Here is a 21,546-nt window from a genome sequence, read left to right as displayed (position 1 = left end):
ATGTGTGGCTCTCCTGACATTGGTGATCGGACTTGGGACCTGACCGCTCTGCACAACGCGCTGCCGGCCACCCCCCTGCCCAGCGCAAAACCACGCTCAAGTGGGATGAAAACGGTGAACTCACAGCCCTGGATATGGCACGCATCGTTGACCGCTTGACCCAGCCGGAACTGCAGCGCTGCGATCTCGACCCCTCCTGAGGATCAGCTCGGGGCCATGGCCTGCTTGGCGGATTTGTAGAAATCCAGGTCGATGTCGGAACGTCCGTCTGAATCCGCCATCGCCTCAACCCGTTTACGAACAGCAGGCCGTACGAAGAACGGAACATCTTTCTTGAGTGCTGCCAGTGCTTCTGGTTGCCAGTCCATCCATCCAAAACCGTTGCACCCATGATCCGGCACGAAAGTGCCGATCTGCGGCACCAAAGGGCCAACCGCTTCGGGGCTGAGGGTTGAACCGTTGGATCAGTTGCACTGATCCCTTGATTTCTCAACGTCACCTGCACCAGGAGTCCCGGCGTGGACTGCCGCCCTGCATTGCACGACGCATCAGCAGGCTCTCAATCACCTGGGCCTGGCCCACTGCGCGGCCCGTCGCCAACAGCAATGCGGCCCCGAAGAGTTCGACGACCTGCTGCAGGAGTCCCGGGTTGGATTGATCCGTGGCCTTGAACGGTTTGATCAACAACGAGGCCTCCGCCCCAGCAGCTATCTGCTCTCGCGGGCCACCGGCCAAATCCTCCACTACCGCCGGGATCGATCACGCACCATTCGGATTCCCTGGCGACTGCGTGATCTTTACGCAGCCGGAATGAAGATCCAGCGGGAACGCGAATAGAACCGGCAACCGCTTCTCAGCGATCAGGACCTTGCAACCGAACTATCGGTTCGACCAGAGCGCTGGGCTGCCGCCGTTGAGAGCCATGGAGCCAGCCAGGTCGTCGACCTGTCTGCTAGCCCTATAGAGCCTGCAAGCTCGAGGGCGGAGGATGAACACCTGGACTGGCTGAAGAGCGTGCTGCACCAGGTGGATGGCCTCACCGGCACGGTGCTGCAAGCCCACTTGATCGAAGGCCAGACCCTCAAAGATCTGGCTCAGGCCATGAATTGCAGCCGTTCATCCCTGCGCCTTCATCTCCATGAGGGAGTTCAACTGCTGCAGCAATGGGCCTAGCGCGATGGTGTGATGCCCATCCAAACCAGTTGTTCAGAGCACCATCAGCAGCATCGCCAGAACTGCGGCCAAGAGGGTCTGGAGAGCATTGACCAGCTCATTGCTCAACCAGGCCATGCGATCCTGCACCAGAGCACCGAGCAGGCTTTCGCCGAGGGTCGCCACCAGGCCAACCAGCATCACCAGCACTGCCACAGGCCATGAAGGAACCAGCTGCAGGGCCAGCATCACTAGGGTCATGGCGATGCTGCCGGCGGCACTTGCCAGGGTTCCCTCAAGGCTGATGGCTCCTTCGGTTCCTGGTGGAACAACCCGCAGGCTGGTGATCAACACCGTGGTGCGCCCGAATCGTTTGCCGAGCTCACTGCCGAAGGTGTCGGCCAACTTGGCGGCAAAACTCGCCGCAAAACCAACCAACATCAGCTCACGGGGCTCGACACCAGCACCGATGAGCAGTGCCAGGAAGGCTCCAACGGCCGCAGAACCCCAGACGTTTTCAGGGCCGCGCTGCCCACCGCGGGCTTCGGCAAGGCCCCGGTTTTGCTTGTTCTGAAAGCCGATCTTGGTGACCAGACTTCCCATACAGAGATAGGCGACCACGGCCAACCAGCCCGACCACCCCAAACACCCCCAAAGGATCGTGCCCAAGGCAGCTGCATGCACCCAACCACTGCGGGTGAGCACAGATGTCCGCTGCGCCAGGGCAATCAAAACCGTGTTCACCAGCAGGGCCTGAATCCAGAGTGCTGACATCACACCGTGTTGCAGTGCCCTAAGCATCTCCTGCCTGCGGCCATTGCAGAGGGAGAATCGGGATCGTTCGTTCTCTGGTCGACCGGATGGTGTTCAACAGCAACAAGGGCTTTTTCCTCACCCTGGATGACGCCGCCGCTCCGGCCACCCTCGAGCTGCCTCAACAAGAGGCTCCAGCCACCGAAGAGGCACCGTTCGAGGCAGCTGTGGTCGCAGCCTCCGAGCCCTCAGAGGTTGCCCAGCCTTCAGCCCCCGAAGCTGTTGAAGAGACCGTTGCAGAATCCAGTGCTGCATCCAGCGCTCAGCCCGCAGCCTCACTCACCACAGCAGAAGCGATCGCCGCTGAACTGGCTGCAGCAGAGGCATCCCGCCCAGCGGTGACCTACTCCACCTTTGCCCCCAGCAACCTCATGCCTGGTGGCGGACTGCGCCAGCGCAGCCGCCGGCCTGGAGCAGCTCTGAAATCCTTCCGGGGGATCGCTCAGGATCTGTTCAAGAGCTGATCAGCCGATCACGCCAACGAACCAGTTCCACGGCACCAGCCACCGCGGCCGTCGAACTGCGCAAGATGGTTGATCCCATCTGGACAGGCTGAATCTGGGCTTGGGTGAACTGCTTCAGTTCCTCTTCGGTCCAGCCCCCTTCCGGGCCGACCATGAGCCATGTGAGCTGAACAGGATCGGCCTGATTACGCAACCATTGTTCCAAGGCCGGTGGTGCCGTCTCGCGGGTCACCCCCACCAGACGCTGTCCCCTCTCATCTCCCATCCATTGAGATAGGTCTTTGAGATCGAGCAGCTGTGGCGTCCACAACCGTTCGCACTGCTCCACCGCTTCACGAATGATCGTGGCCCAGCGCTCGGGTCGGTGGTCGGCCTGGGGAACACAGCGATCGCAGCGCAGGGGCTGAATCCGATCAATCCCGAGCTCACAGGCCATCCGGACGACCTCATCCATCCCCCGCCGCATCAAGGCCACGGCCAGACCCAGCTGAGGTTGGGCCTGGGGCTCAATCAGTTGCGCTGGCCGATCGAGCTCGAGCAGCTTGGCTTCCATCAGGGTTGCGCTCGTGAGCCGGCCGCAACCATCGATCAGATCCACCTGCTCGCCACAGCGCAGACGCAACACTCTCCGCAGGTAGTGCTGCTCTTCGGAGTTGAGCAGAACCGATCCACCCTGCTCCAGGCGATCCGACGACAGAAGCAAGCGCCGGCGTTCAGCCACCGGCAGGGAAAACACTGTCGGGATGGTCTTCAACCGGCCAATTCTCATTGACCCCACCAACGACCAGCTCTTCGATCTGAACCACGTCGGAGTCCAGTTGACGCAGGGCATTGATCAGAACATCGATGGCAACTCCATCCGACGTACCGAGATCAACCCAGCAACGTCCCCAGTCGTTCTGGTATTCGAGCTGCCCCATGTTGTGCATCAGAGCTGGCATCGCCGACTCAGCCCCATCGTTGTCGTAGGTCATCCAACTGAGATCGGAGCCCGCGTCATGCACCTGCAGGTTTTCTGCGTTGAAGCCGCCCAAACGGCCGATCACATACCAGCTGTCGAAGACACCATCGACGTAATTCCGTTCCCCCTGACTGGGGGGTTCCGAAAAACGGATCCACAACCAGCAATTGAAGGGATCGACTTCACGAAAACGAATGTCCATGGGGCCATCGCGACACCGTCATCATCGTTCAAGCTGAACGCATGCTCGAGCTCTCAGGAATCACCTATGCACCTGCGACTGCCGGTGCCCCCATCCTCGACGGCGTCGGTTTTCAGACGCAGAAGGGACGGCCGCTGCTGATTGCTGGCGCCAGTGGATCCGGAAAGACATCGCTGCTGGAAATCATCAGTGGCCTGGCATCAGCCACATCCGGCAGCATCCGCTGGAACGGCAGCGCAGTGAAACGACGGCAGCTTCGCTGGCTTTGCGGCATCGTTTTCCAGTTTCCCGAGCGCCATTTCCTCGGGCTGAGCGTGGCTCAGGAACTGCGGCTGGGGCATCGGCGGCTCGGTCATGAACGCGAACAGAGCGTGCTCGAACGGGTTGGCCTCGACAGCATCGCCTCCACAACGGCGCCAGAACGGCTGAGCGGCGGGCAGCAACGGCGGCTTGCCCTCGCCGTGCAAATGCTCCGCGGCGCTGAAGTGCTCCTCCTGGATGAACCCACCGCAGGTTTGGATTGGTCGGTGCGACGGGACGTGCTTGATCTGCTCGCCGGCCTCGCCCGTGAGCAGGTGTTGATCGTGGTCACCCATGAACCCGAGCTGTTTCAGGACTGGGACTGCCAAAGACTGCGCTTGCAGGGCGGGCGGCTCGAACCGATGACTACATTGCCCTGAGCTTCCGAGGGGATATGGCCGACCGGCTGGTGCGTGCAACAGCCGCTGAGGGCGGCATCCGATTGGTGGCGGTATCAACAACCAACATCGTGCGTGAGGCGAGGGAGCGCCATGGTCTGTCGTTCCTCACCAGCGTGATGCTCGGACGGGCCATGGCCGCTGGATTGATGCTGGCCAGTTCGATGAAGGTGCGGCACGGCCGGGTGAACCTGCGCCTCGGTTCCGACGGACCAATCAAGAACTTGATGGTGGATGCCGGCCGTAACGGAACCGTTCGTGGGTACGTGGGCGAGCCGGGCCTGGAACTCGACCCAATTCAGGATGAAGCAGGCCATTTCAGCTTCAACTTCAAGGAGGCCGCTGGCACCGGCTACCTCCACGTGATGCGTGATGACGGCAAGGGTGAGCCCTTCAACAGCACCGTTGAACTCGTCAGTGGAGGCATTGGTGAGGATGTGGCCTCCTATCTGCTCCACTCCGAACAGACTCCTTCAGCCGTGTTTGTGGGTGAGCAAGTGAACAGCGCCGGCATCCATGCCAGCGGTGGCCTCCTGGTTCAAATCCTTCCCAAAGCAGCGGAAGAGCCGGCCCTGGTGGAGCTGATTGAACAGCGTTGCCGCGAGATCACTGGATTCAGTCAGCGGCTGGCGGCAAGTGGAGACCAGCTGGAGGATCTGCTTCGTGACGTCTTCCCCGACCTTGATCCCAAACCCCTCGACGATGCCGAGGCCAGTCAGGAACTACGTTTTTTCTGTCCTTGCAGCCGTGAACGCAGCAAAGCGGCACTGCTCCTGCTGGGAAGGGACGAACTCACCGACATGCGTGACAAGGACGGTGGCGCGGAACTGACCTGCCACTTCTGCAACGACCGTTATGACGTGAGCGCTGCGGAGCTGCAGCAGCTGATTGACGGCCTACCGACGGCGGCCTGATGCTCAGGCCAGGAACAGGGCTGCAGCCCACAGCAGCAGAGTTGCAGGCAGAGCCTGGATCTGCAGAGGGCTGAGAGCCAGCTGTTCAACAGCAGTGGGGGAGAGCGCCAGGTTCAGCAAAGAGCCTGCCGCCAAGCCCAGGATGAGCACCAGCAACGTCCAGCCCAGGGATGCAAGTGGGCGGCGACCACGGCGAACCTGACTGAGAAAAACACCGATGGTTGCCAGGGCCAGCACCAACTGAATGCTCCCGGCCGAGATCAGCAACAGAGCAACGCCGACGATCCCTGCAATCAGGCGAACGGAACGCCCCTGCCCTTCCACCAGGGCCCAGTCGGGCTTGAGGCCGGAGAGGGTCGGGGAGGGATCGGGCAGCCTGTTGCGGAGATTCGCCAACACGTTGCCCATCGGTGCCTGAGCTGGCGGAGAAGGCATGGATCCCGCCATGGCCTCCCGCTCCGATGCCGTCGCTGCAGCCGCACTCACCTGACCCTGTTGCCGGTCCCGCAGGCGAGCCATCAGGACAGCGTCGTAGGCCGCCTCGATCTTTGCTCGGGCCTGATCATCACCGGAAACCTCAGCGAGACAGCGTGCTTTGGCCGCCTGAACCTGATCAAAGCCCGCATCACGGCTCAGGCCGAGACGAGCAAATGGATCATCTGCGTTTGCATCGGGACCAGATTCACCCAGGGCTGCCATTGCGTCGATCGGGTTCCTTTGATGAGCGTATCGGGGCCTGTTCAGAAGAGGGGCGCACCGTGACGAAAACCCTCGCTGCGTTCCAGCCTGCTCCGGCAGCTGAGGGCATCCACCCGGTTCATCCAGGAGCGGCGCTTGATCAACGGCATCTGCGGAGGAAGGTGGTAGCCCTCCAGCATTTCCACCGATTCGTCATCACCACGGAAACACACGTATTCGGTGCCGCCGTCAGCGCTGTTCCTCAGCAGCCAGAACGTACTCACGGAAGTTGAAGGCGCGGCACGATTCTGGCGAGAGAGCCGTGGAGGTGTGGATGGGGTGATCGGCGCGGTTCAGAGACTGATCGGCTCCACTCCACTCACCACCGGGGCAACACTGCTGAGTTCAAGGTCGGGGTGGTCTTCCCGAAGCTGGTTGAGATTCCACTCGTTCTTGAACAACAGCACAGGCCGATTCCAGGCATCACGCACGGTCTTGCAATTGAAAATCCGGCCCACCTTTTCGAGTTCAGCCCAACCGCCGTTGATCCAACGGGCAACCTGGAAACCCATTGGCTCAAGGCGGGTTTCCACGCCATATTCGTTTTCAAGCCGGTGCTGCACCACCTCAAGCTGGAGTTGTCCAACGGCCGCCAGAATTGGATCCCGCTTGCTCTCGTCGGTGTCATAAAGGATCTGCACAGCCCCCTCTTCCCGCAGCTCGTTCACCCCTTTGCGGAAGTTCTTGAAGGCTGAAGGGTTGGGGTTGCGCAGCCAACTGAAAATTTCCGGGCTGAAACAGGGAATGCCTTCATATTCCACTTTCGAACCCACATAAAGGGTGTCGCCAATGGAAAACATGCCGGGGTTGTTGAGACCGATCACATCACCCGGATAGGCGTCTTCCACCACGGCTCGGTCCTGACCGAACAGCTTTTGAGGACGTGAGAGACGGATCGCTTTGCCCGTGCGGGCGTGCTTCACCGTCATGTCTTTTTCGAAGCGGCCGCTGCAGACACGGACGAACGCCACCCGGTCGCGGTGCCTGGGGTCCATGTTGGCCTGAAGCTTGAACACGAAGCCGCTGAACCCTTCACGCAACGGGTCCACCAGACCTTCGCTGCTGGATCGGGCGATCGGCCGTTGCGCCATCTCAAGAAAGGCGTCGAGGAACGGACGGACCCCGAAGTTGGTCATGGCCGAGCCGAAGAACACCGGGGTGAGCTCACCGGCATGGACCATCTCGATGTCCAGCTCTGCGCCAGCCGCCTCCAGGAACTCCATTTCTTCAATGGCCAGATCCAGCAGGTCCTCTTCCACCAACTCGCGCAGGGCAGGGTCCTCCAGCGAGAGGCGTTGCTCACTGGCCTGCTTGCCGCGTTCAGCACGGCTGAACAGAACCACCTCCTTGCTGCGTCGATCGATCACACCTCGGAATTGCTCGCCACTGCCGATCGGCCAGTTCACCGCCCAGGGGGTGAGGCCGAGTTCCGACTCGATTTCATCGAGCAGTGTGAGCGGTTCCCGCCCCGGGCGGTCCATCTTGTTGATGAAGGTGAAGATCGGGATCTGCCGCATACGGCAGACCTCGAACAACTTCCGGGTCTGAGGCTCCAGGCCCTTGGCGGCATCCTCCAGCATCACGGCGTTGTCCGCCGCTGCAAGAGTTCGGTAGGTGTCTTCGGAAAAATCCTGGTGACCTGGCGTGTCAAGGAGGTTGATCGTGGTGGCGTCGTAATCGAACTGCAGCACCGTGGAGGTGATTGAAATGCCCCGCTGCTTTTCAAGCTCCATCCAGTCGGAGGTCACCTTGCGCTGCTCACCCCGGGCTTTCACCGCACCGGCCTGCTGAATGGCACCGCCGTAGAGCAGCAACTTCTCGGTGAGGGTTGTTTTTCCCGCGTCCGGGTGGGAAATGATCGCAAAGTTGCGACGGCGATCCACCGCCGAGGCCAAAACCTGGGCCAGATCACCATCAGTGGTCGCTTGACTGCCGCTCATCGGATTTCAGGACTTCACCAAGCCTGACACCACCAGATAACGGTCGTCCTCCGCCGACACCGTCAACTCGTCGAGATCAAGCCGGTGGAGCTCTGCAGTCACCTCCTGAGGTTCGAAGGCCGCCGCCAGCGAGGCAGCGAAATCGTGCTGTAACACCTCTGGAGCCGATGGCAGGTGTTTGAGCAGCAGCTGTTGAATCTCAGCGTCGGAAGCAGGACGCCGCAGATCACGGTGCAAGGTGCGACAACCCGGTGCTGCCAAGTCTCTGGTGACCATCCAGAGCAGATCAGGCTGGTGCAGGTGATGCAAAAGGCTGTTGCTGACGATCAGATCAGCCTGCTCAAGCAGAGCACCTCGAAGCACCTCCTGAAGGGTCTGACAAAGGAAGGAGATCTCCAGCTGCTGCTGCTGGGCCCGCTCCCGGGCGACAGCCAGCATCGATTCGGCACCGTCAATGCCGATGATCCGAGCCTTGGGGAAGAGTCCGGCCAGCCGAAGCGTGATGTTTCCAGGGCCACAACCCAGGTCCACCACCAGTGGATTAGGCGGTAAAGGCGATGTGCGTGAGAGGAGACGCTGAATCGCTTCGATGGTGGCTTGATCGCCGGAACTGAAGTCGGCAGCGGCATAGGCCTGCACCTGCGTGTCGCCGTTCATCAACTCAGGCTCCAGCCGCCGCTGCATCATTTGCTGCCGATTCGGAGCTCAGTTTGAACGGGACACTGTTGATGGTGGTAAAGAGACCTTGCTACCCCCATCTGTGGCGTTAGGGTTTCGATACTTGTCCTTCGCCCCAGCACCGCACGTGACCCTCACTCCAAATCGTGTGGAGACCTCTGCGGGAGCTGTCGCCGGGTTCGGCGACTTCCCCGCAACCGCTCCTGCTGCCAACCCGGTCTTCTATCGCACCTACAGCCGCAAAACCCCCAGCGGCCGTGAGAGCTGGAGTCAGGTGGGCGCGCGAAACCTGGAAGGCCTACGTCAATTGGGCAACCTCAACGATGCGGAAGTTGCCCTGCTGGCTCGCATGCAGGCCGAGAAAAAAGCTCTTCCCTCCGGCCGCTGGCTTTGGATCGGTGGCACCCGCTGGATCGAGCAGCCCGAAAACTTCTCGGGTTCCTACAACTGCACATCCACCAACCTGGTGGATTGGCAAGCCTTTGGTCTGATGATGGACCTGGCGATGATGGGCTGTGGCACCGGCGCCATCATCGAGCCGCACCTGATCGACCGGCTTCCGGTGGTGCGCAACAGCTTTGAAGTTCTCAGCGTCAGCGAAATCGGCATCACTCCTGCCGCTGAGCGCCAGGACGACTGCACCCACAGCATTGATGGCAACAAGGTAACCATCAAGGTGGGTGACACCCGTCGCGGCTGGGTGGACAGCTACCAGCTGATGCTCGAGCTCAGCAGCGATGAACGGTTCAACGGAGGTCCGATTCAGATCGAGGTGGACCTCAGCGATGTGCGGCCTGTTGGGGAAACGCTGAAGGGTTTCGGCGGCATGGCCAACCCCGTCAAGCTGAAGGATCTCTACGGGCGCGTTGCTCGGCTGCTGAACAAGGCCCAGGGCCGTCGACTCACCTCAGTCGAGTGCTGCCTTCTGATCGACGAAGCAGCCGTCACGATCGTGGCTGGAAACATCCGCCGCAGCGCCGGCATGCGCCAGTTCGCTTCGGACGACCAGGCGGCTGCGTCCTCCAAGGACAACCTCTGGCAGCAAGACGAGGAGGGCAACTGGAGGATCGACCCCGAGCGTGATGCGTTGCGGATGGCCAACCACACCCGCGTTTATCACACCCGTCCCAGCAAGGACGTGGTGCATGCAGCAGTGACCAAGCAGTTCCACTCCGGCGAAGGCGCGATCCAGTTCGCTCCCGAAGCGATCGCTCGCTCCAATGCCGATCTGCTCACCACCCCTGAGCTGCGAACGGAATTCATTGAGATCTACTGCGACCAGGGTCGAGAGGAAGCGGGGCGTTGGCTGTCCGATAACCATGGCCCCATCGGCGCCGACGAGCTGGAGCACCGCCTCAGCCGTTACGGCTTGAATCCCTGCGGCGAGATCCTGGGCGCCGATTTCCACTGCAATCTGGCCGAGGTGCACCTCAACCAGATCGACCCCAGCGACGAGGAAGGACAGGCCGACGCCTTCCGTGCAGGTGCCCTCTCGGTTGCCTGTCTGCTCAACCATCGCTTTGAGGTGGAGCGCTACCGCCAGAGCCGTGAATGGGACCCGATCGTTGGCGTCAGCTTCACCGGTCTGTTTGATTTCTTCGTCCATGCCTTCGGCACGGAATGGCTGAGCTGGTGGGAGGCTGGCCGGCCTGATACCGAGGAGGGTCTTCGCTTCAAGGATCAGGAAGCCGCTTACCTGAGCCGTTGGAAGGAGATCGTCAATCAAACGGTCTGGGACTACTGCGACCGTCATGGCCTGCGTCGTCCCAACCGCTGCACAACCGTGCAGCCTGCTGGCACCAAGAGCCTGCTCACCGGTGCTGCCCCCGGCTGGCATCCGCCCAAAGCTCAGCGCTTCATCCGTCGGATCACCTTCCGCAAGAACGACCCCGTGGCCATGGCCTGCATGGACTACGGCTACACCATCGTTCCCTCCCAGTCCGACAAGGATGAGGAAGGCCGTCTGCTGAATGACCCCTTCGATCCCCGCTGCACCGAATGGCTGGTGGAGATTCCCACCGAGGTGAGCTGGGCCAACCTGCCCGGTGCTGATGCCGTTGACATCAACGGCTTCAGTGCGATGGCGCAATTCGATTTCTACATGCAGGTGCAGCGGCATTACACCGCCCACAACACCTCCGCCACCATCGAATTCCGCGAGCACGAAATCGAACCCTTGGCTGATGCTCTGCATCAAGCCATGGAGAAGGGCGAGGGCTACATCTCAGCAGCACTTCTAGCCCGCTTCGATGCCAATGCCACATTCCCCCGACTGCCCTTTGAGCCGATCGATGCAGCCACCTACGAGGAGCTGCAATCGGCTGTGGTGAAGCGTCGCGTCAGCAGTGATTTCTTCGAAGCACTGCAGCGTTACGACCAGGGCGAGCTGACCGAAGCGGGCCCGGCCGGATGTGATTCCGATAAGTGTCTGCTGCCTCTGGCCAAGCCGGAAAACTGAACTGGGAGCACGTCCCGATACAGTTGTCAGGTGTCCTGCGGGACACCTGACACCCTCTGGAGAGGTGGTCGAGTGGTTTATGGCTCTGGTCTTGAAAACCAGCGTGTCTTCACGGGCACCGTGGGTTCGAATCCCACCCTCTCCGTTTTGAACTACCTGAATCATTGATCTAGACGATCATTGGTCTTGAAATGAATCAGGAAATATTGTGTGGCCGACGGTGATGCACCACTGGAGCGATTCGACCACGTCGATACCTTGACGGGCCAATCACTGCAGATCGATTCATCACCAGGTTTTTAAGAAACAAATGGATTTGACCCTGCCGAAGCAGGAGTCAAACACCAAGGCGTCGGACATCGCTCTGTCCGGCTTCCAAGCCCGATTAGCGGCTTGGCGGTGTCACTTTGAGCCGAATAGTCCGCATTTTTGAAGGGGTTGCGCTGGGATTTCTGGACATCCACAAATTGCGCCCAAGACTCAATCTGATTCCTGCCTAGACGGCCTCGATCAATCTCTTGACGTTAAGGCTCGTGCATCCATGGGTGAAGTGACTGAAAAATTGAAATCCAGTCAGCCCATCTGGGTGGGAGCCTCAATACTGCTGCCGTCAAAGTCGAAGATATAAGCCGATTCCTCAGCAACCAATTCACGGATCTCCTGGCGGGGGATATAAAGTAAATCAGTTTCACCAGCCATGCAGGACTCTGCATGGCGGCAGTAATAACAGGCGTAGCCAAAACAAGGCTTACGAGCTCTGGGGTCTTGTTCGATCCCATGCTCATCCATCAAAGAGCGCACAAGGCGGCAACAAAAGCGTTGCTTCTGGATTTGTATTAACGCGAAATCACGAAGCACGTCTTGCATGCTCCGGTTCAACGAAGCGCAATAGGCCTTCAACAGAGTGTGCTCCGATTCAGACATTCTGACGTTGACGATCTTGTCAGCCTGAACCGAAGTTGCGCCCATCTGCTCCCAAAAATCAACTCCAACATCATATCCATGGATATGCAGATTTTGCATAAAAAACTTCGCCTGGGTGCTCAACAATCGACACCTGAAATCACCGGGACAAGGAAAGATGGCAGCCCAGACAGGGCTGAATTGACGGCATAGAGGCACAACAATTGCAGCCAGACAGCTCAGTCCTGGTGCCTCAAAGGGCTGGCCCATGAATCAGCTATGCAAGCAGCACCCTGGCGGTCACGCCACAGGGCCGAGCAATGCCGAGGAGCAACCCCGAAGCAACCCCAAAGACACCCGTCAGATACTTACAAGTTGCTCAGCAGCATCTGTTGAGCTACCCTTGGGATGCTCCGGCAGCAAACGGGTCATGATCAAAACCTCCACCCGAGAGACCCAGGTGAAGCTCACGGTCTCCGTTCCACCGAGCCTTCATGTGCTTCTTCGCGGCTGGGCCCTGTGCGAAGGACGTGAGCTAACCAGCGTTGTACTTCAGTGCGTGGAGCTGTCGGTTCGCCAACTTAAGAGCAATGGCTCCATTCCCAGCGCAGCCATCCGCGCCTATGAGGCTGCCTGTGATGAACGTTTGGCTGTGGGAGGGTTGTGATCGTGCAGCTTGATGAGATCGAACAAGCGCTTCAGGCTCCGGTGATGGACGCCGTGATTGCCCTGAGCGAAAGGGTGCAAACCCTCGAGAACAATCCTGAGGGGCGGATCTACACCGCCTATCGCGCTATTGATCAAACCCTCTCCTTGGGGTACTCCGAGAACATCGATGCGATCGGTGAACAGCTTCGCGAACGCGACTTCGTGCTTCTCGCGAGCCGTCGGGGTACACGCCGAGAGCAGAGGTTGCTGTTACTCACCCTCAAAGAGATCGGTATCGCCAGCAGCTACAGCGAAAACTGCTTCAGCGCATCGCCGAACACGGTGAGCCATCTCAGGCACCTGGGCTGGCCCTTGGGCAATCTCAAGCAAAACGCCAACAGCACCAAGACGCGCAAACGCTTCAACCCGGGGCGCTGATCAACGATAGACAGCGTTGCACCATCGCCGCCACAACGGCAGGATCAGCGGCGGCTCGATCTCCGCGATCCATGTCCCGGTACAAGTCGGCAACCGCCCACGCTTTGGAGGCCGGTTCATTCAGATGGCGTGGGATGAGATGGAGATGAAGGTGCTGGGCTCCCTCACCAAAGGCAATGGCATACACGCGCTCGCATCCGCTGATCTGTTTCACAAGATCACTGGCATCGCGAACAGCGCACCCCCAATCAGAAGCCTCGGCCGACGTGAAATCCACGGGGCCGGAACAGTGCCTTCGTGAATCCAAGAGAAGCCAACCTGGTAGGGGTGCTGGGTCCGTGTGATGCCGCAAAACCCATAGTTCAGAGCGCTGAATCTCTTACCGCTCTTGCGCGGTGGGATCGAGATGTAGCTGGCAGATGGCGCAGTTTTCCACGGGGATGATCTTCAACGACGAACAGCACCACGGCCATAACCAATCAGGCCGAAGTCGATGATCAAACCGATCAACACCACCAACAGGCCACTAAACGACGACACGCCCCCGAACGAGGCCGCAGCCCAGCAATAGCCGAGGGTTGTGGTGGGGAGAAACAACAGACCCAGGATGGGAAGCAATGGGTTGTGAACACTGGTGCCACTGAAGGGCTGCAGCACGAAACTGCTGTTGATCAACCACATCAACACCAAAACCAGTCGTGGAGCCAGCAGGCCAATCGCCGCCAGAAGACACATCGCAAGGCAGGGACGCTGGGTCATCCATAGGGACATCATCTGACGGCGACATCGTCCTCACCGGAAGATTCAGGTTTCGAGCGAGCAATTCATCGCCAACTCGAACGGAACGGCGGCGTTGGGGATCGACAACAGGCTGCTCGAGAGAGACGCAAGATCCTCGGGTTGGGTCATCGCGGCAGGTTCAACGGCCGTCACCGCATGAGCCATCTCGGTGTTGACCCAACTGGGACAGATGGCGGTCACCCGAATCCCCTTGTCCCAACCTTCATTGCGCATGCTCTGACAGAGCCCCATCAAGGCGAATTTGCTCACGGGATAACCCGCCATTCGACCTTTAACGCGTTTGCCACTCATCGACACCAGCACCTGGATTCGTCCATGGCCACTGGTCGCCAGATACGGCCAGGCCGCACGGGTCAGCCACCAGGGCCCCTTCACGTTGATTGCCCACAGTTCATCAAGCTGCTGCTCTTCGCCATCCGCAAACAACAACGGGGTTCGATGCAAAATCCCCGCGCAGTGGATCACGGTGTCGATGGCACCCCAGTGACGAACGGTGCTGTCAACCCAGGCTTCAACACTGGCTGGATCGTTGGCGTCGTAGGCGTGATGCAGCACCGTACCGACGTCCAGGGCTGTTCCCCTTAGAGCCTGCGGATCCCGCAGACCAAGGCTCAGGCGGTGACCATCCTTGAGCAACCGTCTGGCAATGGAACGTCCGATGCCACGACTGGCTCCGGTAAGCAAAACCGTGCGTTGCATCAGGACGCGTTGAGGAGTCGATCGATCAGCAATTCTGGCGTTGTTGCATCCAGGAGGAGCTGGCGATTTCGCTGCGAGAGAAAGCCCGTCGAAACGCTTTGATCCAAAAAGCTCAGCAACGCATCGAAGTAGCCATCGATATTGAGCATGCCGATCGGCTTGGCATGAAAACGAAGCTGAGCCCAGGTCAAGACCTCAAACAACTCGTCGAGGGTTCCCAGGCCTCCGGGCATGGCAACGGCTGCATCGGCCAGATCGAGCATTCGCGCTTTGCGCTCGTGCATCGATCCCACAACCTCGAGATGGGTCAAACCGGAGTGCACCACTTCATCCTGCGTTAACGCCTCAGGGATCACCCCGATCACCTCCCCTCCAGCCGCCAAAGCGGCATCAGCAACAGCGCCCATCAAACCAATGCGAGCGCCGCCGTAAACCAGGGCCATGTCCTGGGTGGCGATCAGTGCACCCAGCTCAGTGGCAGCAAGCTTGAACAGGCTCGAGTCGCCGCTCGAGGAGCCGCAATACACAGCGATTCGATTCATGGCGCCTGGCCGTGATCCATTCATCCTCACCTGCGATGGCTGGCAAAAACGAGCCAAGCCTCGAGAATCACCAGGAACGAGTCCCGATGAGGATGACCTCGATGCGCCTTGAGCTGCTGAGCCGTCACAGGATTCGAGACCCAGGCCTCGGCCTGAATGAACCATCCGGACTGACGCTGAACGCGGATGGCTCAGCGCTTACACCGTCAGTGATGACACCAAGGCGATTTTTCGTTTGGATCTCAAAGGGAGGGTGTCGGTGAGCGACTCGTTCTTCATCGGCCTCGACGACTTGGAAGGCATTGCACTCCGTGGAAATGACAGCGAGCTGCTCGTGGTGCAGGAGCGGAGCAATTCTGTGGTGGTGGTGGATCTGAGCAGCCGGCGCGAACGGTATCGGCGACCGCTGTCAGCCATGACCAACTACGACACGATCGCGCACCACTTCCCAGACCCTCCGGACAACAACGGATTGGAGGGCATCACTGTGAACACCAGAAACAAGCATGTGGTTGTGGTGAAAGAGCGCAAGCCCGGTTTGCTGATCGAACTGGATTCCACACTCACCACAATCCTCTCCACACAAGTGCTGCAAGCCAGCCAAGGGTTCATGCATCCCGAACTGAAGGCCGAGAAGCTTGATTTCTCGGGCCTGAGCTACGACAGGAGCAGCGACACCCTCTGGATCGTCAGCGACAAGGGGCGGCGCCTGTTCCAGTACGACTGGGCAGGCGACACTGTTCTCCAGCGCCTCGATCTCACCATCAGCACGGGAGACAAGCCAAAGCAAATCCGCAAACCTGAGGGTGTTGCCTTCGATCACGGGCGGGAAAGGATGTACGTGGTGAGCGATCGGGACGCTGATCTCTACGTGTTCAAACTCCATGACGACTGCTGAACAGCGCCGCCTTCTGATCACCGGTGCCAGCAGCGGCATTGGCCTTGAAGCGGCAAAAATCCTGCTGGCCCGTGGTGATGCACTCACCGTTGTTTGCCGCAATGCAGAACGGGCCGAGCGAATCCGCACGGCTCTGTCGGATTCCGTTGACACCTGCATTGCCGATCTGGCAGACCTTGCGTCTGTGGCCAAGGCGATCGAACAGCTCCGCCATCACGAGATGCCATTCGATGCACTGGTACTCAATGCCGGGTTGCAATACGCCGGCCATGATTCCCCCCGTTGGAGTGCACAGGGCATTGAACTCACCTTTGCGGTGAACCACCTGGCCCATCAACTCCTGGCTGAAGGATTGAAGGAGCAAACCCAAGCCATCGTGATCACCGCCTCTGAGGTGCACAATCCAGCCACCGGCGGAGGACGGGTTGGCCAGCCTGCAGGGCTGGGCTCGCTACAGGGACTGCGCCAGGGCCCCGGGGAGCCGATGGTGGATGGAGATAGTCCGTTCAATGCAGACAAGGCCTACAAAGACAGCAAGCTTTGTAATCTGCTTATGGCCCTGCAGATCCACCAGCAACGTCAGGATTTGCCTGTCGTGGCCTGGAGTCCGGGGCTGGTGATTCCCCGCACGTCAGAGGGGTTTTTCAGAAACAGTCGCCAGGCCAATCCACTTGGGCAGGCCTTGTTTGGGTTGGTCGCTCGGGATCTCTTGCGATTGACGGAAAGCGTTGAGCGGGCAGGGGCACTGCTGGTTCAGCTAATCGACGAACAACTTGATCAACCGGGATTCAGCTACTGGAGCAATGCCCTGTTGGGCCCTGGCCGGCATCAATTCAAACCAACGGAACCCTCCGAGGAAGCGAAGAACAGCGACACCGCGACGATGCTCTGGATGTTGTCGAGCAATCTGATCAACTCTTTTTTGACGCAATCCCGCTGATCGCCAAACCGTTCACAAACCAGCATCCATTGCGTTAGTTCATTGACTGATTATCAAACTTGTACACACGGTTGGCAATCACACTGATGTTGACGTCCAGGTCATCCAAGCCGAAGTCCTTGGCTCGTTTCAACATCTGCTGATTGACATCCTTCATAAAGGATTGATCCAAGATGTCTTCGGGTGCCTTCAGCACAATATTCAGCCTTGCCTCGTTATTAACAACACTCACGCTGCTGTACATCAGACGAACTTTTGACCAAAACCTCTGGTTGCCTCGCGCGAGGGCTACACGTTTGAGTTGTCCTGCTTTGAAGCGACCAAATTCCGCATCCATCTGCTGCCGCACACTGAAGTCATGAAATGCCGATGACAAGGGCAGGCTCAACAGCCCGAGCAACCCCAACCAGACCAGAAAATTGCGCCAACAGCTGCGGAATGAGCCGTAACGCTGCAGCAAAAACACCACAAGGCCGGTGACGGTGATGCCGATCAGGTTCGCCAGAAAAAGCAGAAACGATCCCTCCGCGATCTGGTTGGTGAGACCCGCCACAGTTCCACGGCCAAACACAGCCACCATTTCCGAGCCGAGCGTGAGGCCAATGCCGCTGACACAGAGCGGTGGCACAAGGGCGACAGCAATCGCCACCCCCGCAATCGAATTCGACAATTGCTTGCGGGTCATCGAGAACGACCCGGCAACGGCCGCCGCGATGGCGATGCCCAGATCGATCAGGTTGGGAGACGTGCGGCCGGTGATCTCCGACTGCACATGGCTGATGCCCAGTCCCAAACTGATCAACGCCGCGGTTCCAATCACCGCCAGAACGCCGAAGCCAATGGTGACGGCGGAACGTCGGATCAATTTCCCATCGCTCACGGCCAAGCCAACAGCCAGGCTGAGGATGGGGTCCATCAGCGGAGCGACGATCATGGCCCCGATCACAACCGCCGTGCTGTTGGAGATCAGCCCGATGCTGGCGATCACCCCAGAGCTGATCAAAAGAATGAAAAAACCAAGCGATGGCTTGGATGAAGCGATCCGCGCTTCATAAAGCTCCGTGCGAGGAACACGACTTTCAAGATGAACCGCTCAATGCCCCGACAGGGTTTCCAGCAATTGCCCCAGCACGGTGCACGTCTCCAGGCCTCACATTCCTGAATTGTGCACAGAGTTCTCGACTGCGCAGCAGACTGCACAACGATCAACACCAGACCATGACGGGTGTACTGGCGGCCCTTGGAGCAGCCATGGCCTGGACGGGAGCCAGTGCACTCTGGCGATCGCTATCAGGGCGAGTCACGGCGATCCGGCTCAACGCCATGAAGAACGGCTTGGCCAGCCTGCTGTTTCTGCCGGTTCTGCTCACACTTCCGCACAACACCGAAGTGCATGCTGTTCTGCTGCTGTTGATCAGCGGCTTGATCGGCATTGCGGCTGGCGACAGCTTCTATCTCGGGGCGTTGCGGCGACTTGGCACCCGACGAACCCTCACCGTGGAAGCCAGCGGTCCGGTGCTGGCCAGCATCGCTGGGGTTCTGGTGATGGGGGACAGCCTGGCCGTGAAGAACGGTCTCGGCGCGCTTTTGGTTTCAAGCGCGGTGGTTCTCATTGCCATGCAGGCGAAAGAGACAAGCCAAGGGGAGCGGGGGGGCAGCGCTGCTGACTTCGGCATCGGGCTGCTGTTGGCACTCACCGCCGTGGTCTGTGGCCTGAGCGGAGCCTTTCTGGCCCGTCACGTGCTGATCAGCGGCGACCTCACCCCATTGCAGACGGCATCGATCCGGCTGCTGGGCGGATGGCTTGGTCTTCTTCCCTTCCTCAAAGGGATCTGGAGACAGACCAAGCTGAAGCAATGGGAGCAATGGAAGCTTGTGATCGCCACCGTGGTCGGAACCAACGGGGGAATCCTGTTGCAACAGGTGGTGCTGCAAACGATGCCCGTTGGAGAAGGGGTGACCCTGATGGCTACGGCACCAGTGATGGCTCTTTTTGTAGGCCGAATGGAAGGAGACCCGATTCAGCTCTCCGGCGTGGCTGCCGCGGGGCTGGCCTTGGCCGGTGTGGCCTGCACCAGCCTCTGAAGGCCGGATTCCAGGGCCGAAGCTGCAGCCTCGTTCAAAGCCAGCACCACCAGATCAGCACCCCAGCCCTGATCGGGACGCCAGGCATGGCTGGGAGCTGCTTCAAACCAGCTGTTCAATCGCGGACCCACCATCTGGATCTGAAGCGGAAGTGCTTTGCTGGGCAGCCAGACACGCCCCTTGAGTCGAACCACCTGGTGATTGCTCACGAGGCTGGGCAACAGCTGCTCGAGGGCCTGACGGTCCAAGGCCCCTTCAACGCGCACATTGCTGCCGACCATGTCGACATGGCTGTGGTCGTGATGGTCGTGATGGTCGTGATGGTCGTGGTGGTGGTCGTTGTCGTGGTGGGTGTGGGCTTCCTGGGGGGTGGGCTGGTGCTCAAGTCCCAACACAACGGATGTCTCCACCTGTCCCTGAGACACAGGAAGCAGAGCGGTACCTGGGCGCACTTTGTCGTTGATCCGCCCCTGCACCTCAGCCATCGCTGTTGCATCCAGGCAATCAGCCCGGCTGATCAAGACCAGGTCAGCGGCCTGGAGTTGATCCTCAAACAAGTCGTCGATCGCTGTGAGGTGATCGAGGCTGGGATCCTCGGCCCGTTGCCGCTCCAGCGCTTCAGCATCAGCCACTGGGCTGCCTGCAGCCAAAGCTTCGCCATCCACCAGCGTGACCACACCATTCACATGCACACGGCTGCGAATGGCCGGCCAATCCAGGGCCTGAAGCAGAGGCCTTGGCAAAGCGAGACCGCTGGTTTCAACAACGATCCCATCCAATTGATCCGCCCGTTCCAGCAATGTCTCCATGGTTGGCAGGAAGTCGTCCTGCACCGTGCAGCAGAGGCAGCCGTTGTTCAGCTCTACCAAACGGCCATCCACCTCCTCCTCAGGACAAAAGCCGCAGCTGCGAATCAGATCACCATCAAGCCCAACGCTGCCGAATTCGTTAACCATCACAGCCAATCTCTGACCGCCACGGGTGAGCAGGTGGCGGAGAACCGTGGTCTTGCCTGCCCCGAGAAATCCGGTGATCACGGTCACCGGCAGACGCTTAGCCATGACGATTAAGGGCGGCAGCCCAGGCTCTCACGGGTGGAGACACCACTGATCGGATTGGATCCATCCGCCCGAGCACAGAGGGCCCGCTGTTGGGGGAGGTCGATCACGGCGTTGGTGAAATCAGCACCGTCGATCTGCGCGTCCGTGAAACGGCTCTGCATCATCATCGCGTTGGTGAAGTTGGCCCCCCGGAGATCGGCGCCCTCGAAGTGGCTGGCAAAGCTCACAACATCGGAGAGATCGGCATCGCGGAGATCGGCCCCCTGCAGTTGCGAGGTGTTGATCACAGCGCCGCGCAGGTCTGTGCCGCTGAGATTCACCTCGCGCAAATCGGCCTTGAGGAACTCTTTTTCCTTGAGGTCAAGACCGTGCATATCGGCGCTGATCTCCTGAACTGCGAACTGACCACGCAGCTCGGGAGCGGTGATGGCCTGCACTGATTCAGCCCAAACAACAGTGCTGAACGCCAGCGTGATCACCGCCAGCAGCGAGGCCATACGTCGAAGGGCGCCCATGAGACCGGTAATTTGAGCAATCACGTTATGGCAACTGTCCGCGGAGCGAGTCGATATGGCCATGAGCTTGCGGGTGGTGGTTCCACCCCATCCCCTGATCGGCCATTGGCTGACCATGCTTCGGCATCGGGAAACCCCTGCGGCCCTCTACGCCACAGCCCTGCAGGAACTGGGCCGATGGCTCACCTACGAAGCCCTGCGGGACTGGCTGCCCCATCGCCGGGAGATGGTGCCCGGACTCCATGGGGACACCGAAGGCACCCTCGTTGAAGCATCGGTACCGCTGATCGCCATTCCGGTGCTGCCAGCAGGCCTCGAGCTTTGGCAGGGAGGACGATCCGTCCTTCCCGATTCCTGCCTCTGCCTGGGGTCGTGCCCACAGGAGATCGAAGCCAACGCCGGGGTGATTCTGTTTGTTGATCAGATCAGTGATGGTGAGGCCACCCTCAAACTTCTGCAAGGGCTCCAGAGCAAGGGTGTGGATGGACGGCGGCTGCGGCTGATCACTGCCCTGTGCGCCAGTCCTGGACTGAAGCTGTTGGGTGAAGCGATTCCAGACCTAATGCTGCACACCGCCTGCATTGACGAAGGCGTGGGGGCGCAGGGTGAGATTCGTCCGGGAATCGGTGACCCTGTGCGACGGCTGAACCTCAGATCTTGAGGGCATGACTAACCTTCAGGCAGGTTGATTGCACCCATGGCCCAGCAGCACGACACGGGCTCAGGCACCCTGGCAACTCTGGTCACCGGAGCAGTGCTCGGTGCTGCAGGCCTGGCCTGGTGGCTCCTCAACGAAGCCGACAGGCGCAGGCGTTACAGGGCGCAGAAGTCGATGTTGCGCGCACCCCGGATGCAGGACGGTTCCGAAGTGCTGGACAGCGCAGGCAACGGACACCTCGAGGAGCGGGTGGAAAAACTCAACGCGGAGATCGCCCGCGTTCGCGCCCAACTCGAGGGACTCGGTAGCGAAGGATGAGCGCTCGGTAGGTTGGCTTGAT

Annotated in this window: 31 protein-coding genes and 1 tRNA gene; 16 read left to right on the top strand and 16 right to left on the bottom strand. The window is 59.8% G+C overall.

Going from position 1 to position 21,546, the window contains the following annotated elements; translation table 11 throughout:
* The first annotated feature begins 32 nt into the window (after nucleotides 1-32).
* Entirely contained in the window at nucleotides 33-200 is a 168-nt protein-coding gene (locus DXY33_RS12400; protein WP_011364263.1) for a hypothetical protein, read from the top strand.
* Between the two features lie 3 nt (nucleotides 201-203).
* On the opposite strand, the gene DXY33_RS09015 is transcribed toward DXY33_RS12400, so the two are convergent.
* A complete protein-coding gene (locus DXY33_RS09015) occupies nucleotides 204-368 on the bottom strand; it encodes a PCP reductase family protein (RefSeq protein ID WP_115082491.1) in 165 nt (54 codons plus the stop codon).
* A gap of 163 nt (nucleotides 369-531) precedes the next feature.
* Between DXY33_RS09015 and DXY33_RS12940 the strand changes: the two genes are divergently transcribed.
* Together DXY33_RS12940 and DXY33_RS09005 are read left to right on the top strand one after the other, a co-directional pair.
* On the top strand, nucleotides 532-837 hold the full coding sequence (locus tag DXY33_RS12940) for a sigma factor (RefSeq protein WP_115132589.1): 306 nt from the start codon (nucleotides 532-534) through the stop codon (nucleotides 835-837).
* A 177-nt stretch (nucleotides 838-1,014) separates the two neighbouring features.
* A complete protein-coding gene (locus tag DXY33_RS09005) occupies nucleotides 1,015-1,173 on the top strand; it encodes a sigma-70 family RNA polymerase sigma factor (protein ID WP_115132588.1) in 159 nt (52 codons plus the stop codon).
* Nucleotides 1,174-1,206: 33 nt separating this feature from the next.
* Here the strand turns inward: DXY33_RS09005 and DXY33_RS09000 are convergent, their stop codons facing one another.
* The gene (locus DXY33_RS09000; protein ID WP_244275982.1) at nucleotides 1,207-1,926 is read right to left on the bottom strand and encodes a TIGR00297 family protein; all 720 of its coding nucleotides are present in this window, start codon (nucleotides 1,924-1,926) and stop codon (nucleotides 1,207-1,209) included.
* 86 nt (nucleotides 1,927-2,012) lie between these two features.
* On the opposite strand from DXY33_RS09000, the gene DXY33_RS08995 reads away from it, so the two are divergent.
* On the top strand, nucleotides 2,013-2,429 hold the full coding sequence (locus tag DXY33_RS08995) for a hypothetical protein (RefSeq protein ID WP_115132586.1): 417 nt from the start codon (nucleotides 2,013-2,015) through the stop codon (nucleotides 2,427-2,429).
* Here DXY33_RS08995 and DXY33_RS08990 read toward each other — a convergent pair.
* Together DXY33_RS08990 and DXY33_RS08985 are read right to left on the bottom strand one after the other, a co-directional pair.
* Entirely contained in the window at nucleotides 2,419-3,183 is a 765-nt protein-coding gene (locus tag DXY33_RS08990; protein WP_244275980.1) for a 16S rRNA (uracil(1498)-N(3))-methyltransferase, read from the bottom strand. The genes DXY33_RS08995 and DXY33_RS08990 overlap by 11 nt on opposite strands.
* Entirely contained in the window at nucleotides 3,143-3,592 is a 450-nt protein-coding gene (locus tag DXY33_RS08985; protein WP_115082235.1) for a DUF3531 family protein, read from the bottom strand. The genes DXY33_RS08990 and DXY33_RS08985 overlap by 41 nt, the downstream gene beginning before the upstream one ends.
* Nucleotides 3,593-3,633: 41 nt before the next feature.
* On the opposite strand from DXY33_RS08985, the gene DXY33_RS08980 reads away from it, so the two are divergent.
* Nucleotides 3,634-4,272, top strand: a complete 639-nt coding sequence (locus DXY33_RS08980; RefSeq protein ID WP_114989103.1) for an ABC transporter ATP-binding protein — start codon at nucleotides 3,634-3,636, stop codon at nucleotides 4,270-4,272.
* A 14-nt stretch (nucleotides 4,273-4,286) separates the two neighbouring features.
* Nucleotides 4,287-5,204, top strand: coding sequence for an Hsp33 family molecular chaperone HslO (hslO, locus tag DXY33_RS08975; RefSeq protein WP_115132585.1), 918 nt, complete (start codon nucleotides 4,287-4,289; stop codon nucleotides 5,202-5,204).
* A gap of 3 nt (nucleotides 5,205-5,207) precedes the next feature.
* Here the strand turns inward: hslO and DXY33_RS08970 are convergent, their stop codons facing one another.
* The 4 genes from DXY33_RS08970 to DXY33_RS08955 form a co-directional block, all read right to left on the bottom strand.
* Nucleotides 5,208-5,903, bottom strand: coding sequence for a CPP1-like family protein (locus DXY33_RS08970; RefSeq protein ID WP_115132584.1), 696 nt, complete (start codon nucleotides 5,901-5,903; stop codon nucleotides 5,208-5,210).
* Nucleotides 5,904-5,944: 41 nt separating this feature from the next.
* Nucleotides 5,945-6,166, bottom strand: a complete 222-nt coding sequence (locus DXY33_RS08965; RefSeq protein WP_025362298.1) for a hypothetical protein — start codon at nucleotides 6,164-6,166, stop codon at nucleotides 5,945-5,947.
* A gap of 69 nt (nucleotides 6,167-6,235) precedes the next feature.
* The gene (locus DXY33_RS08960) at nucleotides 6,236-7,882 is read right to left on the bottom strand and encodes a peptide chain release factor 3 (RefSeq protein ID WP_115132583.1); all 1,647 of its coding nucleotides are present in this window, start codon (nucleotides 7,880-7,882) and stop codon (nucleotides 6,236-6,238) included.
* Between the two features lie 6 nt (nucleotides 7,883-7,888).
* Nucleotides 7,889-8,539 carry a trans-aconitate 2-methyltransferase gene (locus tag DXY33_RS08955; RefSeq protein WP_371634746.1) on the bottom strand — a complete coding sequence of 217 codons (651 nt, stop codon included), beginning with the start codon at nucleotides 8,537-8,539 and terminating at the stop codon, nucleotides 7,889-7,891.
* A 148-nt stretch (nucleotides 8,540-8,687) separates the two neighbouring features.
* On the opposite strand from DXY33_RS08955, the gene nrdJ reads away from it, so the two are divergent.
* Nucleotides 8,688-11,018: a ribonucleoside-triphosphate reductase, adenosylcobalamin-dependent gene (nrdJ, locus tag DXY33_RS08950; protein ID WP_115132581.1), complete on the top strand. Its 2,331-nt coding sequence runs from the start codon at nucleotides 8,688-8,690 to the stop codon at nucleotides 11,016-11,018.
* A gap of 58 nt (nucleotides 11,019-11,076) precedes the next feature.
* Nucleotides 11,077-11,163: transfer RNA gene (locus DXY33_RS08945), tRNA-Ser, on the top strand.
* 428 nt (nucleotides 11,164-11,591) lie between these two features.
* Here the strand turns inward: DXY33_RS08945 and DXY33_RS08940 are convergent.
* Entirely contained in the window at nucleotides 11,592-12,065 is a 474-nt protein-coding gene (locus DXY33_RS08940; RefSeq protein ID WP_136975447.1) for a hypothetical protein, read from the bottom strand.
* 286 nt (nucleotides 12,066-12,351) lie between these two features.
* Between DXY33_RS08940 and DXY33_RS08935 the strand changes: the two genes are divergently transcribed.
* Both DXY33_RS08935 and DXY33_RS08930 read left to right on the top strand, forming a co-directional pair.
* Nucleotides 12,352-12,588 (top strand): hypothetical protein, encoded by a 237-nt coding sequence (locus DXY33_RS08935; protein WP_006850194.1) that lies wholly within the window; start codon nucleotides 12,352-12,354, stop codon nucleotides 12,586-12,588.
* 2 nt (nucleotides 12,589-12,590) lie between these two features.
* Nucleotides 12,591-13,007 (top strand): hypothetical protein, encoded by a 417-nt coding sequence (locus DXY33_RS08930; RefSeq protein ID WP_371634743.1) that lies wholly within the window; start codon nucleotides 12,591-12,593, stop codon nucleotides 13,005-13,007.
* On the opposite strand, the gene DXY33_RS12725 is transcribed toward DXY33_RS08930, so the two are convergent.
* From DXY33_RS12725 to DXY33_RS08910, 4 genes are all read right to left on the bottom strand, one after another.
* The gene (locus DXY33_RS12725; RefSeq protein ID WP_244275978.1) at nucleotides 12,991-13,284 is read right to left on the bottom strand and encodes a hypothetical protein; all 294 of its coding nucleotides are present in this window, start codon (nucleotides 13,282-13,284) and stop codon (nucleotides 12,991-12,993) included. The genes DXY33_RS08930 and DXY33_RS12725 overlap by 17 nt on opposite strands.
* Nucleotides 13,285-13,454: 170 nt before the next feature.
* Entirely contained in the window at nucleotides 13,455-13,742 is a 288-nt protein-coding gene (locus DXY33_RS08920; RefSeq protein ID WP_115132815.1) for a hypothetical protein, read from the bottom strand.
* Nucleotides 13,743-13,811: 69 nt separating this feature from the next.
* Entirely contained in the window at nucleotides 13,812-14,507 is a 696-nt protein-coding gene (locus DXY33_RS08915; protein ID WP_115132578.1) for an SDR family NAD(P)-dependent oxidoreductase, read from the bottom strand.
* Nucleotides 14,507-15,049: a TIGR00730 family Rossman fold protein gene (locus tag DXY33_RS08910; protein WP_244275976.1), complete on the bottom strand. Its 543-nt coding sequence runs from the start codon at nucleotides 15,047-15,049 to the stop codon at nucleotides 14,507-14,509. Before DXY33_RS08910 ends, DXY33_RS08915 begins: the two co-directional genes overlap by 1 nt.
* 259 nt (nucleotides 15,050-15,308) lie before the next feature.
* On the opposite strand from DXY33_RS08910, the gene DXY33_RS08905 reads away from it, so the two are divergent.
* Together DXY33_RS08905 and DXY33_RS08900 are read left to right on the top strand one after the other, a co-directional pair.
* Nucleotides 15,309-15,947 (top strand): SdiA-regulated domain-containing protein, encoded by a 639-nt coding sequence (locus DXY33_RS08905; RefSeq protein ID WP_244275974.1) that lies wholly within the window; start codon nucleotides 15,309-15,311, stop codon nucleotides 15,945-15,947.
* On the top strand, nucleotides 15,934-16,887 hold the full coding sequence (locus DXY33_RS08900; RefSeq protein WP_115132576.1) for an SDR family NAD(P)-dependent oxidoreductase: 954 nt from the start codon (nucleotides 15,934-15,936) through the stop codon (nucleotides 16,885-16,887). Before DXY33_RS08905 ends, DXY33_RS08900 begins: the two co-directional genes overlap by 14 nt.
* Nucleotides 16,888-16,921: 34 nt before the next feature.
* Here DXY33_RS08900 and DXY33_RS08895 read toward each other — a convergent pair whose 3' ends face one another.
* A complete protein-coding gene (locus DXY33_RS08895) occupies nucleotides 16,922-17,821 on the bottom strand; it encodes a DUF389 domain-containing protein (RefSeq protein ID WP_244275972.1) in 900 nt (299 codons plus the stop codon).
* On the opposite strand from DXY33_RS08895, the gene DXY33_RS12845 reads away from it, so the two are divergent.
* Both DXY33_RS12845 and DXY33_RS08890 read left to right on the top strand, forming a co-directional pair.
* Nucleotides 17,820-17,942 carry a hypothetical protein gene (locus DXY33_RS12845; RefSeq protein WP_256377196.1) on the top strand — a complete coding sequence of 41 codons (123 nt, stop codon included), beginning with the start codon at nucleotides 17,820-17,822 and terminating at the stop codon, nucleotides 17,940-17,942. The two genes, DXY33_RS08895 and DXY33_RS12845, sit on opposite strands and share 2 nt — an antisense overlap.
* 163 nt (nucleotides 17,943-18,105) lie before the next feature.
* Nucleotides 18,106-18,972, top strand: a complete 867-nt coding sequence (locus DXY33_RS08890; protein WP_115132574.1) for an EamA family transporter — start codon at nucleotides 18,106-18,108, stop codon at nucleotides 18,970-18,972.
* Here DXY33_RS08890 and cobW read toward each other — a convergent pair.
* The gene (gene cobW / locus DXY33_RS08885) at nucleotides 18,909-20,033 is read right to left on the bottom strand and encodes a cobalamin biosynthesis protein CobW (RefSeq protein WP_115132573.1); all 1,125 of its coding nucleotides are present in this window, start codon (nucleotides 20,031-20,033) and stop codon (nucleotides 18,909-18,911) included. The two genes, DXY33_RS08890 and cobW, sit on opposite strands and share 64 nt — an antisense overlap.
* Before the next feature lie 5 nt (nucleotides 20,034-20,038).
* The gene (locus DXY33_RS08880) at nucleotides 20,039-20,530 is read right to left on the bottom strand and encodes a pentapeptide repeat-containing protein (protein WP_371634792.1); all 492 of its coding nucleotides are present in this window, start codon (nucleotides 20,528-20,530) and stop codon (nucleotides 20,039-20,041) included.
* Nucleotides 20,531-20,603: 73 nt separating this feature from the next.
* Between DXY33_RS08880 and DXY33_RS08875 the strand changes: the two genes are divergently transcribed.
* Both DXY33_RS08875 and DXY33_RS08870 read left to right on the top strand, forming a co-directional pair.
* On the top strand, nucleotides 20,604-21,209 hold the full coding sequence (locus DXY33_RS08875) for a uracil phosphoribosyltransferase (protein ID WP_115132571.1): 606 nt from the start codon (nucleotides 20,604-20,606) through the stop codon (nucleotides 21,207-21,209).
* 36 nt (nucleotides 21,210-21,245) lie between these two features.
* Nucleotides 21,246-21,524 carry a hypothetical protein gene (locus tag DXY33_RS08870; protein WP_115132570.1) on the top strand — a complete coding sequence of 93 codons (279 nt, stop codon included), beginning with the start codon at nucleotides 21,246-21,248 and terminating at the stop codon, nucleotides 21,522-21,524.
* Nucleotides 21,525-21,546: the final 22 nt, after the last annotated feature.

Origin of the sequence: Synechococcus sp. N26 (assembly GCF_900473975.1) — a bacterium.
Lineage (GTDB): Bacteria > Cyanobacteriota > Cyanobacteriia > PCC-6307 > Cyanobiaceae > Parasynechococcus.
The sequence above is the reverse complement of the archived record's forward strand: the minus strand, read 5'-3'. Positions and strand labels throughout refer to the sequence as shown.

Excerpts from the sequence above, each read along its gene's own strand:
- DXY33_RS09015 (WP_115082491.1), bottom strand. The coding sequence starts at position 368 with ATGGACTGGCAACCAGAAGCACTGGCAGCACTCAAGAAAGATGTTCCG.
- DXY33_RS09000 (WP_244275982.1), bottom strand. The coding sequence starts at position 1,926 with ATGTCAGCACTCTGGATTCAGGCCCTGCTGGTGAACACGGTTTTGATT.
- DXY33_RS08995 (WP_115132586.1), top strand. The coding sequence starts at position 2,013 with ATGGTGTTCAACAGCAACAAGGGCTTTTTCCTCACCCTGGATGACGCC.
- DXY33_RS08985 (WP_115082235.1), bottom strand. The coding sequence starts at position 3,592 with ATGGACATTCGTTTTCGTGAAGTCGATCCCTTCAATTGCTGGTTGTGG.
- DXY33_RS08980 (WP_114989103.1), top strand. The coding sequence starts at position 3,634 with ATGCTCGAGCTCTCAGGAATCACCTATGCACCTGCGACTGCCGGTGCC.
- hslO (WP_115132585.1), top strand. The coding sequence starts at position 4,287 with ATGGCCGACCGGCTGGTGCGTGCAACAGCCGCTGAGGGCGGCATCCGA.
- DXY33_RS08970 (WP_115132584.1), bottom strand. The coding sequence starts at position 5,903 with ATGGCAGCCCTGGGTGAATCTGGTCCCGATGCAAACGCAGATGATCCA.
- DXY33_RS08960 (WP_115132583.1), bottom strand. The coding sequence starts at position 7,882 with ATGAGCGGCAGTCAAGCGACCACTGATGGTGATCTGGCCCAGGTTTTG.
- DXY33_RS08955 (WP_371634746.1), bottom strand. The coding sequence starts at position 8,539 with ATGAACGGCGACACGCAGGTGCAGGCCTATGCCGCTGCCGACTTCAGT.
- DXY33_RS08935 (WP_006850194.1), top strand. The coding sequence starts at position 12,352 with ATGATCAAAACCTCCACCCGAGAGACCCAGGTGAAGCTCACGGTCTCC.
- DXY33_RS08920 (WP_115132815.1), bottom strand. The coding sequence starts at position 13,742 with ATGTGTCTTCTGGCGGCGATTGGCCTGCTGGCTCCACGACTGGTTTTG.
- DXY33_RS08915 (WP_115132578.1), bottom strand. The coding sequence starts at position 14,507 with ATGCAACGCACGGTTTTGCTTACCGGAGCCAGTCGTGGCATCGGACGT.
- DXY33_RS08910 (WP_244275976.1), bottom strand. The coding sequence starts at position 15,049 with ATGAATCGAATCGCTGTGTATTGCGGCTCCTCGAGCGGCGACTCGAGC.
- DXY33_RS08900 (WP_115132576.1), top strand. The coding sequence starts at position 15,934 with ATGACGACTGCTGAACAGCGCCGCCTTCTGATCACCGGTGCCAGCAGC.
- DXY33_RS12845 (WP_256377196.1), top strand. The coding sequence starts at position 17,820 with ATGGCCCCGATCACAACCGCCGTGCTGTTGGAGATCAGCCCGATGCTG.
- DXY33_RS08895 (WP_244275972.1), bottom strand. The coding sequence starts at position 17,821 with ATGATCGTCGCTCCGCTGATGGACCCCATCCTCAGCCTGGCTGTTGGC.
- DXY33_RS08890 (WP_115132574.1), top strand. The coding sequence starts at position 18,106 with ATGACGGGTGTACTGGCGGCCCTTGGAGCAGCCATGGCCTGGACGGGA.
- cobW (WP_115132573.1), bottom strand. The coding sequence starts at position 20,033 with ATGGCTAAGCGTCTGCCGGTGACCGTGATCACCGGATTTCTCGGGGCA.
- DXY33_RS08880 (WP_371634792.1), bottom strand. The coding sequence starts at position 20,530 with ATGGCCTCGCTGCTGGCGGTGATCACGCTGGCGTTCAGCACTGTTGTT.
- DXY33_RS08875 (WP_115132571.1), top strand. The coding sequence starts at position 20,604 with ATGGCCATGAGCTTGCGGGTGGTGGTTCCACCCCATCCCCTGATCGGC.
- DXY33_RS08870 (WP_115132570.1), top strand. The coding sequence starts at position 21,246 with ATGGCCCAGCAGCACGACACGGGCTCAGGCACCCTGGCAACTCTGGTC.